General features: G+C 33.8%; 4 protein-coding genes. All 4 read right to left on the reverse strand.

The features are described 5' to 3' along the window. Window positions 1-4 precede the first annotated feature (4 nt). Complete coding sequence (locus IEV77_RS15240) at window positions 5-4,867, reverse strand: T9SS type B sorting domain-containing protein (protein ID WP_229736691.1); 4,863 nt, start codon at window positions 4,865-4,867, stop codon at window positions 5-7. Between the two features lie 94 nt (window positions 4,868-4,961). Next, complete coding sequence (locus IEV77_RS15245; RefSeq protein ID WP_188466383.1) at window positions 4,962-6,800, reverse strand: T9SS type B sorting domain-containing protein; 1,839 nt, start codon at window positions 6,798-6,800, stop codon at window positions 4,962-4,964. Window positions 6,801-6,839: 39 nt separating this feature from the next. Next, entirely contained in the window at window positions 6,840-9,290 is a 2,451-nt protein-coding gene (locus IEV77_RS15250; protein WP_188466385.1) for a T9SS type B sorting domain-containing protein, read from the reverse strand. A gap of 4 nt (window positions 9,291-9,294) precedes the next feature. After that, a complete protein-coding gene (locus IEV77_RS15255; protein ID WP_188466387.1) occupies window positions 9,295-12,609 on the reverse strand; it encodes a T9SS type B sorting domain-containing protein in 3,315 nt (1,104 codons plus the stop codon).

Below are 12,609 nucleotides of genomic sequence, written 5' to 3' on the forward strand. Positions count from 1 at the left end.
TCTATCATCGTTTTAATGCAAAATGTCGTTTCACTTCAAAAGAAATGGGGCCTTTTTTAACTTGAGCTATAAACCAATAATCATTAGATGGCATATTCTCTCCTCTATAAATTCCGTCCCAACCCGGAGAACTATGGGTTAAGGTAATAAGGAGTTTGCCATATCTGTCAAAAATATGTACAATAGTTCCTTCTAATTGATCTACTCCTGTAATATGCCATGTGTCGTTATAACCATCGTTATTTGGAGTAAAAAACAATGGGGCATCAATAATTACTATCTCTTTGGTAGCATTGGCGCAACCGTTTAAATCGATTATTTCTATGGTATGTAATCCTAAGGTTACATTGTAAAATACGTTAGATTCTTGTGGTACTCCGTGATCTAGGGTATATAAGTAATTTCCAATTCCACTGATAGTTACAGTAATGTTATTCGGATTAGAAAAATCGACCGTTTCTGTAAATTCAATGGTGGCTTGTTCAGATTCTATTACGGTAAATGTTGAAGAGGTTTGACAACCATTAGCAGTGGTTACAGTAACCGTATAGGTTCCAATTTGTGTGATTTCAATTTCTGGTGTCGATGCATTTGTAGACCATAAATAGGTGTCGTCTGCAAATCCAGTATCAGCGGAAACGACTAAAGGTAAATTATCCAAACAAACTGTTTGATCTGGAATATCCACTACAGGTTTTCTATTTATAATAGTCATAAAAGAGGTTGTGCTAAAACAGCCAGTAGTATTATTATCAACTCTTACATAAATAGTTTGCTGGTCGAATGCATTGTAATCTAAATCTAGAATGGCATTGGTGTTGTCTGTAGCTTCTTCAGCTAATTCAAAATAACTAACGGTGTATTGACTTGGGTTTTGTGCTCCTAGAATGGAAGATGTTTGTTGCGATAAATCGAATATAAGCATGCTGTCATAATCGTCATCGCAGGCAACCATGTTTTGAGGCTGATTTGCAAATGGAGTAGGATTTATCAACAAGTTAAAAGATGTAATGGTAGTACAACCAGTATCTGTATTTACAGCTTTTAAAAAAATAGTGTCGTTGTTTGTTATATAAGTATAATTTGTGTCTAAAGGATTTTGAGTGCTTTGTGCATCAGTTAAATTAGCATAAAAGGTTAAATCTATTGGCGTTTGGGTTCCAATTAAATCTTCAATTGCGTCTAATAAATTATAGAAATTTGAATCGTTTTCACAAGTGTCAATAGTGTTTGTAAGAATAGCAGGAGGTAGGTTGACGATTAAATCCAAAGGAATAGTGACATAACAATTCGAAACTGTATTGGTTACGCGAATATAAACCGTTTGTGGATTTGAGGTGTTGGTATAAGCACTTGGATTAAGAATAGTCACATTGTTATCTTCTACATCTTCGATAGTTTCATGAAAGGTTACTAGAATATCATCTTGTCTAATATCTAAAACTTCAGGTTCTGTCACCGTTAAATCAAAACTAGCAGAACCATCTTGGTTGGTATCGCATTGTGTTAATGCAGAAGCGGAGTTTACTAAAGGTACTTGAATCACATTTAAACCAAATTCCGCGATAGCGTGGCAATAGGTGCCATTTTCTACACGAGCGTATATTTGTTGTGGATTGGTTTGATTGGTATAATTTAAAGGCAATTCGTTTTCTTTATTTTCAGCATCTAAAAAACTCTCATAGAAAGTAATTATTAAGTTTTCTGGACTGTTTTGTGACATTTCAGTAATAATCGCATTTAAATCGAAAGATTCTTGAGTGTCGTTGGAGCTGTCATCACATAAAAAGGTATTTAAGGGTGCATCGAAAAGAGGCACTGAACCTACTTCAATAATAAATGAAGACAGACCAAAACAACTTTGATCGCTATTGTTTTCCACACGAACATGAATAATTTCTGGATTCGTTTGGTTTACATAAGCTACAGATTTATCTATAATATTGGTTCTATTTAAGGCGTCGGTTGCATTCTCAAAATACAACACCTGTTTCCCAGGTTGACCGTTTAATATTTCAGCATCTTTATCTACAAAAAAGAATTCTGCAGTTTGATTTCCATCTGTTTCACAATTTCTGAAATTGCTAATGTCGATGAATGTTGGCTCTGTATTTACAATTATTTCAAAATGAACTAAAGTATAACAGCTTGTAAGTTCACTCTCTATTCTAACATAAACCGTTTGGGTATTGGCATTATAAGCCGTTGTGTTAGTAATTTCATTCTCTTTAAGGTTGGCATCGTCTTCAGAGGTGTGAAAGGAGATGTTTAAGTTAGATGTGTTCGAAACAATTTCTGAAATTTTATCATCTAAATTCACAATTGAAAATGCATCCTGGTCATCATCGCAAATAACAAGATTTATTGGTTGATTAACTGTTGGAGCTTGAACGATATTTATATAAAGAGGCGAGATATCATGACAATTACTAGTAGAATTAGTGACACGAACATAAACCTTTTGAGGATTGCTTGTATTTGTAAAAAATGGAGGTAAGAAGTTTTCCAAGTTTTGAGCATCTTCTTCAGTTAAAAAATATCTTACTTCTGCATTAGCTATTCCAGTACTAACATAACTATCGAAGGTTGCTAGCTCAATAGCTGTAAAACCATCGTCATCTGTATCGCAATAATCAACAGTATCCAAAGGTAGAATAACAGTTGCGGGATCAATAATTAAATAAACTCCTGTAGTATAATCACAATCTGTATCTTCAATAGTTATAAATAATTGATGAGGCGTTGCAATAACTTCATAAGGAATAGTTTGATCTATTGGATTATTCCCATTGGTTTGTTCGTTTTCAGTTTCATAAAAAGTAACCGTTACATTTTCAAGACCATTAATAATACTAGTTGCTATATCTTCTAAATCGAAGGTAGCAATACCATCGTTTGAAGCATCATCACAAACACTAAAATCTCGAATATTGGTTCCATCTATCAAGATATTAGCGTATAAAATAATGGTAGAAATAGATGGGCATCCTGTTACAGAATCTATAACTCTTATAAATATAGTTTGAATATTAGGAGTCGTGTTTTGGAAGTTTTGAATGTCTGGAATCGGGTTGTCGCCAGTTTGAGCATCTTCATACGTAATATGAAATGTGGTTGTAACACCGGTTAAACCTTGTAGCACGTTATCTATAATGGACGATAAATCGAAAATTTCATATCCATCTCCATCTTGCTCGCAGGCATTGATGGTTTGTGGGTCTGTATTAATAACAGGACTATCCAAAACCGTAATAACAATGGAAGTTGTTGTTTCGCATCCCGTACTTGCATTTATAACCCTAACAAAAAGTTGTTCTGTTTGATTTGTGTTTACATAAGGAGAAGCAATAGGATTTGCTCCAGTTGCTGCTTCCTCAGGTGAATAATGGTAAGAAACAATTAAATTGGGGTCGTTGTTTGTAATTTCATTATTAGCTTGGGTTAAGTCTATTTGAGTAAAACCATCAGAAGTAGAATCATCACAGACTTCCATAGGTTGAGGATCTGTAATGGTTGGCAGTGGGTTTACCACTAAATTAAAGCTAGCATAAGCCATACAGCCATTAACGGAGTCTTCTATTCTTACATAAATTATCTGTGGGCTAGTTGTGTTTTGAATGGCTGTGGTAATGGCGCCTAAGTTATTTTGAGCGTCATTTGAAGAGTAATGATAACTAATATTGTAACTGGAAGCTGGAATAGAGGCTAAAATTTCGGAATCCTTGGTGTTTAGATTGAAGGTTTCAATGCCATCGTTACTGGCATCGTCGCAAAGTTCATAATCGGAAATTGGTCCAGCAGGCTGTTCAGAGTTTAGAATAACTTCTATAGTATCTTCTATGACACAAGTGGTGTTACTAATGGGAATCGAAATAACTATGGTATAAGTTCCAGAAGTTTCCGCTGTCAATGTTTCTGAATTTTCCCCAGAAAGAGGTTGTCCATCTAAAAACCACTCGTAAGTTGCTAAAGGATTTTGTGTGTCTGCATCTAAAACAGCATTGTCTGCACAAGTTGTAATGTCAGGACCTAAATCTACAGTGGCATTAAAGCTATTTCCTTCAATAAAAACGGCAGAATCAAAATTTTCATCCGTTTGATCAGCAATTACTAGTTTTATATGATATTGTACATTAGGTTGAATGGTTGCAATGGCAGATAGTACGGTCGTTCTTCCATTAAAATTGGTGTCTCCTAAATTATGACCATCAAAATATTGTTCGTTTTCTGCAGGACAGTAACCAACAACTTCTTCGTGAACTGTATTCGTGTTTACTGGAATATTAGTTCCAGGAATTAATGAAACATTGGTGTAAGGAGCTGCTGAACCTGTAGGTTTTATTAAGAATGCAAATCCATCTGAATATTCACATGGATAGTAAGCATAGTATTCTTCGGAAGCTAAAATATAATTAAATTGCACTTGATTAGAAACTGAAATAAAATCGAATTCTATGGAAGTCGCGTTTAAAGTGTTTGTAATTCCTAACGCAATTTCTAAATCGGAATCTGTTCCCCAAGAGGTTTCACCTTCATTTAAAGGATTCGAATTTACCGTATTTCCAGCTGAAACTGCGGCTCCCGTAGAAAGCATGATACCGTTTTCGAAGGGGAAATTGGAACTAGCTTTTTCAAAATAACCATAACTAGCTATTTGATTTACAGAGCCATTAATGTTCGATTGAATGTTTGAAACCTCAACACAGCCTTGAATTAGGTTTGTTTCAATAAGCTCGGTTAAAGAGACATTATCGTTAATTGAAATTTGTTGAGAGAAGGAAACTTGAGTAAAAACAACGCATAAAGTTATCAATAAATAGCTGTAAATTTTAGGCAATAAAAACGAACGATTGTTTTTTATTTTCAAGGATAATTCAGTTTTGTGTTAATTTTGGAGCAAAGTAACTAAAAAATAGACTAAACGCAAAAATTATCGACCAAACGCAACATTTTAATTTAAACTACCTATTTAGATATACCCAACCTGTTAGAGTTTTATATTGAGAATCATTCAGATTTAAAATATAATAATAGGTTCCTGTAGGTAGATTTTTACCTGTATTATTGAGGCCTTTATTAGAGTTTCCTAACCATGGATTATTGTTGTCTCCTTCAAAGATTAAGGTGCCATATCTGTTATAGATTAATAATTTATGGTTTTCGAAAATATTATAAAGTCCTTGAATGTTAAACCAGTCGTTATAACCATCGTTATTTGGTGTGAAAACCTGTGGTATAATTGGAGGACAATTTTCTACTGTTAAATCGAAATAATAGATATCGTAGCATGGCGTGTTTTCCATTTTTAAATAGATGGTTTGCGGGGAAGTTGTATTCTGGTAATAGCTTGGATTTAGAATTTCATTGGTATCTGATTGCAAATCTTCAAGAGTTTTATAAAATGAAGTTGCCATGCCGTTTGTTTCTATTTGATCTAATGATAAGTATAAATCGAAATAAGCTGAGTTAAAACCTTCATCACAATTTAATAAAGGTTGAAGTGGGTTGACAGGAATTTCTAAAAGTTGGATTTCCTGAGATGCTTCATTATTTAATTCATTTAATTCGGTAATAATTCCGGAACCATTTCCTGTATCGTCTACAACCATGGTGATTATAAGGTCAGCAGGTAGACTATCAGGAATACTAACTGTAATCTGGCCATTTTCTGAAGCCCCAATATTTAGCTGGGTTGTAGTATAAGTGGTTGCAATAAGATCATTGTTCGCATAAATGGCTATTGGTGTATTGGCGGGTAACACATCTGTGCTATTTATATTGAAAACGGTATAATCTATAGTAACTTGTCTATTTCCACATTCCAAATTGATATTGTTAATTTGAATGGTAGCATCAGGAAGCTGACTGTTTAAAACGGTTATAATGTTGTTGATTATAATTAAATCTGCTTGAAAGTTTCCAAAAATATCATAATCGCCTGTTGTTAATTTTATTTCTACCGAAGTATCTCCAATAGCAATATTATTTTGAATGTTATAAACATCCACATCCCCATTGTAAAAGGTGCTACTATTTGTAAAAGTGTTTGTTCCATTAAAAGCATTATTGGCAGGATTTAAAGGCGGACTTGAAATAATATTATTGTTGATGAGTATGGATTCGCCATAATCTAAATTAGAATCTCCTTCCCAGGCAAGAAATCCAATTTTTGCTCCGTCATTATCTAAAACATTGACGTTGTCTAGTAAAATGGTTTTTTCTTGAACATTTCTATTTATAATTTCTAAGCCTTGAAATAAATTTACCTGATTTAATGGTAGCTGGCTATCTTCAAAGACAACATAAACAGCCCAACCTGCAAAATTGGTTCTATTACCACAATAGCCAAGATTGCTAGCTAAGGTTTCTGAAATATCTAAATTTGTTAAGGTATAACTGGCATTCCCTGTAGATGTTATAAGATCTGTAATGTCTGCATAACAAGAAAAGTAGGTGAGATTACCATAGGTTTGGTCGTTAAATTCTACCAAGTAAGTATTATCTGCTACAATAGGTGTATTGTTTAAGTTTACGTTTAGGTCTCCCTCTCCAGAGCCAGCCCAATATAAATAAGCGGCAACAATGGTAGTATTCGTAGGTAAAAGTAAATCGGCTTGAGATTCGGGTAAAATATTACAAAAAGCTCTTTCTATGTTGTTTTCAGCTGGATTTAAGGTGTTCCCAAAAGCCAAATAATCGTAACGCCCATTAAATTGTTGAAATAAGGTTATCTCTTGCCCATAGGTTAGATTGCCAGTTAGAAGTGAAATAAATAAAACGTATTTAAAGAGTTTATACATTCGGAAATTATTGTTGAAATAAATGTACAACTTTTAAGTTTATCGTTTTAAGCTAAAATGACTCTGGTATTCTCTTCCGTCTTGTAGGATTACTGAAAACCAGTAATCGTCTGCAGGTAAAATAGCACCATTAAAGGTTCCATCCCAACCTTCGCCTAATGGATTAATTTGTTTTACCAATTTCCCATACCTATCGAAAATACGGATCATGGTATTTGCTTGAAAGACGTTAGAAACTCCTTCTATATTCCAAGTATCATTATAACCATCTCCATTGGGAGTGAAGATTTTTGGGAAACCAATAACTGAAACATTCTGTGTTACAATCCCACAGTTATTTTTAATATCTCTAACTGCTACAGAATAAATGCCACCATAAATATTATAGAATGTGTTACTGGTTTGGTAACTGGCATACAAGCCATCTTGATTATAAAGGGCATATTCGTATGTTCCTTCACCAGAAACAAGAACTGTTATGGTATTGTTTTCAGAAGCATCAGCTACTATAATGTCATTAAAAGTTGCAATGTCTGATGGATCAACGGTGATGTTTCTCGATTTAGAACAGCCAAAACTATTAGTAGCAGTAACAGTATAAACTCCAGTTTCATTAATTTGAATGGTTTCTGAAGTTTCTCCATTAGACCATAAGTAGGTGTAATTTACTGTAGAATCGTTTAAAATACCAGCTTCCAATGGAATCGTTTGGGGATAGGTGTTTAAACAATATAAAACAGTTTCATCTTCTTCAAGTTCGGGTAACTGATTTATTGTTAAGTAAACTTTACTAATCCCATAACAAGCATTATCATTTTCGGCTCTAGCATAAAGTGTTTGATTGTATGGAATGGTATTGTTATATGGCGATGACAATTCGTTTTGTTCTAAAAGGGCATCCTGATAATTTTCATAAAAAGTAATTGGAAATGTAATATTGTTTTCGGTTTGCATGGCTACAACAAAATCGTTGAGGTTGAAGGTGTTTATCCCATCTTCAGAATCCATTTCATCACAAACAAGAGGTGACTGATAGTCCAGAAGTTGCGTGATGCTAACTTGTAAAGAAAGTTGAGCAATGCTAAAGCAACCCGTAGCGTTATCGATTACTTGTGCAAAAACTATTTGCGGGTTAAATGTGTTATTATAATTTCCTGCATTTAATGGACTGTTGCTAATTTCGGCATCTGAAAAACTGAGATAAAAAGCGGTTGAAAGATTACCAACATCTCCTGTTAATTCAGAATTGGCTTCATTTAAATTAAAATAGGTTCTACCATCGTTTAAGCCATCTACATCGCATTGTAATAATGTCGTGTTATAGGAATTTGGAACAACCAATACTTCCAAGTTCAAAGTAGTGATGCTAGCGCAATTTGTATTATTAGCGTCTTCAATCCGAACATAAATTTGTTGCATGTTAGGTGTTGAATTAGGATATAAGTAGGCTAGAGGATTGGCATCTGTTTCAGCTTCAGTTTGAAGTTTATGGTAGCTAATATTAAAATCTGCTGGATTTTGTCCGTTTAAAACTTCACTATTTTTAGATAGAAGATCAAAAATTACCTGTCCATTTGTGGCATCACCATCTTCATAGTTATCGCAAACTATAAAATCTGATGGTTGGGCAAAATCGGGACTAGTAACCGATAGCTCAAAAGGTATAACTTCAAAGCATCCAGTAATGGTATTTGTTAATCTAGAATAAATTGTTTGAGAAATGCTTGTACTAGTGTATGGACTATTTAAAAGATTAATATTTAAATTAGCATCACTCTCATTTGAATGATAGGTAACTGCCACATCTATTTGAGAACCAATAATAGAACTGGTGTTCAATTCTAAATTAAATTGGCTTTTACCATCATCAAATGGAGCAACAGTATCACAAGCTTCAAGGTTCAAGGCTTCCGGAGAACCGGTTTCATTTATTGGGGGACTAGAAAATTCAGCTGTTCCAGACCATTGTAAAGTAAATGGGCTATTTCCTATAGGCCTATCGATTACAATAAAATAGGTGTCTCCTGCAGAAACATCTAGCCATTGAACAAAACTATTGCCAAATTCGCTTGGTCCTTCAGCTGTATCTGTTTCTGTTTCATTCATTCCTGTAAAATTATTAGCCTGTCCTGAAGCTTCAGGATTGGTTGTAGAACATCTTATGGCTTGTCCAATATTATTACAAGGTACGTTGGGACCAAAAACAAAAAAATCGTAATCTTCTTGTATTGAACGGCTTTCAGGTTTTAAGGTAAAGCCCAAAGTACCATCGGTTATTAAGGTAACTTGAAGCCAAATACTATTGTTTTCCAAACTTTGACAAGTGTTTGATCCATATAATTCTTGAATGCCTATGCCATTAACATTTAGGTTTATTGCTGAATTTCCACAAACAATTACAGCATCAATACAATCTGTAGGTTGTTGAGCGACAATATGTAAATGAGAAACCAAGAAAAATATGAATAAAATACTTTTTATCAATTTCATGAAATTAGCGTTTTAAGGTAAAGTGACTTTTAAATTCTCTTCCATCTTGAAGGGTTGCCGAAAACCAGTAATCGTCAGTTGGTAATAAATCTCCATTAAAGGTTCCATCCCAACCTTCGCCAAGCGGATTGATTTGCTTTAAAAGTTGTCCATATCTATCAAAAATACGAATCATGGTATTAGGTTGAAAGACATTTGAAACTCCTTTTATATTCCATGTGTCATTGTAACCATCTCCATTTGGAGTAAAGAATTTTGGGAAACCAATGATAGAAACATACTGCGTTACAATGCCGCAATTATTTTTAATATCTCTTACAGCTACAGAATAAATGCCACCATACACATTATAGAATGTATTACTTTCTTGGAATGAAATATATAAGCCATCTTGATTATATAAGGCATATTCATATTCTCCCTCACCTGAAACAAGGACTGTTATAGTATTGTTTTCATTAGCATCAACAACAATAACATCATTAAATGCTGCTGTATTGGAAGGCTCTACCGTGATTTGTCTTGTTTGAGAACAACCAAAGCTATTAGTAACCGTAACAATGTAAGTTCCAATTTCATTAATTTGAATGGTTCCAGAAGTTTCGCCATTAGACCATAAATAAGTGTAATTTGCTGGAGAATCGTTTAAAATACCTGCTTCCAACGGAATAGTTTGCGGATAGGTGTTTAAACAATATAAAACAGTTTCATCTTCTTCTAAAGAAGGTAGGGTCTTTACAGAAAGATAGACTTCGCTAATACCATAACAGGCATTGCTGTTTTCTGCTCTGGCAAAGAGTGTTTGATTATAAGGAATTATGTTGTTATAATTAGATACCAATTCGTTCTGCTCTAAAAGGGCATCTTGATAAGTTTCATAGAAAGTAATAGGTAAAGTAATCCCATTTAAAGTTTGCATGTCACTTTCAAAATCAGCCAAATTGAACGTGTTTATACCATCTTCAGAATCCAAATTATCACAAGCATAAGGGGCTTGGTAGTCTAAAAGCTGGGTGTTGCTTACTTCAAGCGAAAGTTGGGCAATACTAAAACATCCAGTGATATCGTCTATAACTTGAACATGCAAAATTTGAGGATTTTCTGTATTGTTAAAGTTTTCAGCATTTACAGGACTGTTACTGTCTGAGGCATCCATAAAACTGGTGTAAAAAACAGTTGATGTATTTGGAGCTCCACCAGTTAAATCATGGTTTGCTTGGTTTAAATTAAAAAATGTTCTACCATCGTTTAATCCATCTTCATCACATTGTAAAAGGGATGTGTTATAAGATATTGGAACAGGATTTATAATAATATTGAAGGATGTTGTGTCGTAGCAAGTTGTATTCAAATTATTTTCAATTCTAACAAAAACGGTTTCTGTAAAAGGATTTGTTGAATTGTAGTGAGGTTCGTTTAATGCAGCAGTATTATTCTCAGCATCTGTTTGAGTTGGATGATACGTTATTGTATAAGCAGTAGCATCTTGACTATCTAGAACGGTAGCATCGTAATTATGTAAAAAGATATCTATTTGTCCGTTTGAATAATTCCCATCAACATTGTTATCACAAAACTCTTGAATACTTACTGGATTTGCAGTTGGTGTGTTGAAAACCTCTATTAAAAAGGATGTTTTATCGTAACAACTTGGACTTCCAATTAGATCTACTCTAGCAAATATTTCTTTAGGATTGTCTTGATTGGTGTATAATCCAGAAATTTCATTTTGGTTTAAATCTGCATCATTTTCAGATTCAAAATAATGCACACTATAATGATTTGCATCTTGAACACCTAAAATACTTATATCTTGAACGGTTAAATCAAAAGCCCAAGCTCCATCATTATTATCGTCACAGATATCTATTTTTGGAGTACTATTTGCAATGGGAATAGGAAAATATTCTATTGTAGCTTCCCCTTCTAAAAAGTCACAACCTCCATTGTTTAAATCGATTAATACTTCATAATGACCATTCTGGTTAATATCTAAAAAGTAATCGGCATTGGGTAACGGAAGACCATTGCGGGTCCATGAATAAATGGCACCAGGAACTTCAACAGCCATCAACCTGTAATTTTCACCAAGACATAGAGGCAAATAATTAGTAGCTATTGGTGTAACCGCATTATTTATTATATCAATTTTTTCGACAAAGAAAGAGGATATAAATGGAGGTAAGCCTTGTGTGGAATTATGGATGCCTAAATTAATAGCATTATTTTGATAGTTGCAAGCTTGACCAATTTCATTTGGATTATTAATGACACTCAAGAAAGGACTTCCTTGCGTATAAGTGGCAGCCATAGAACGATATATTTTTCCGTTCGGTCCAAGTTGTAAGGCACTTCTGTATAAATTTTGTTGATCAATAAGAACTTGAGATGCAACAATATTTGTTGCTGTTAAATCAAATTGTGTTAAGGCTGAAAAATGACTTGAAGGATTTTGACTCGTAGAACCGAAATTATCGTTTGATGAAGACACATATAATAACTGGCTATTAGGTGAGAATTCGATACCATAAGGTTGGTCGTATGGACTATTAATGTTTAATCTTAAATTGTTACTGACAATTCCAGTGTCTTTGTTGAAATCGAAAAGAAATAATTCGTCTCGTTCTACATTTGCACAGGCTAATTTCTCTCCATCTGGAGATAATTTTAAATAGCCTCTTAAATCTAAAATACCTAAACTATTAAAAGTTGAAGTAACAGAGGTTGTATTGACACCAGCATTAGTTACTTCAAACGCATGAAACGTATTTAATTGAGAAGTTGAAGTTCCATTGGGATTGGATAATGAAATAACCCAAATGGCCTGGGAAGTACAGTCTTTTAATACAGCTGTAACTTTTTCAGAACATTGATATAATAAATTAATATTTTTTTGAGTAATGCCACCTAAACCACCGTCAAGAGTGATGTCTACTTCCGAATATTTTAATCCTGTAAATGATTGGTTAGAACCAACTGTGAAAATATAATAAATATCTGAATCGTTTGGCTTAGGAATAACTATAGCCGATTGTGAGCTCGAAGGATCTCCTAAAAGCCCAAATCCGTTGCTCATTACTAAATGCCGATTATTGTAAACGGTGGTGCCATCTGTATAAAACAATAAGTCACCATTATCATCCGAAATGGAAGAACAACCTTCAATGGTATTTAATTGACCGTCATTTAAAATATTAATTGAACCATCATTTGCAAACTGAATCCCTGCATTTTCACCAAAATACCAATTCGATGCTTCTTCTTGGGATAAGACAGACAATGAACTTAATAAAAATATATAAAAAAGATATTTATTCAT

Origin of the sequence: Xanthomarina arctica, from assembly GCF_014638915.1 — a bacterium.
Lineage (GTDB): Bacteria > Bacteroidota > Bacteroidia > Flavobacteriales > Flavobacteriaceae > Xanthomarina > Xanthomarina arctica.

What these genes read in the sequence shown, in the direction of transcription:
- IEV77_RS15245 (WP_188466383.1), bottom strand. Translation starts at nt 6,800, where the DNA reads ATGTATAAACTCTTTAAATACGTTTTATTTATTTCACTTCTAACTGGC.
- IEV77_RS15250 (WP_188466385.1), bottom strand. Translation starts at nt 9,290, where the DNA reads ATGAAATTGATAAAAAGTATTTTATTCATATTTTTCTTGGTTTCTCAT.
- IEV77_RS15255 (WP_188466387.1), bottom strand. Translation starts at nt 12,609, where the DNA reads ATGAATAAATATCTTTTTTATATATTTTTATTAAGTTCATTGTCTGTC.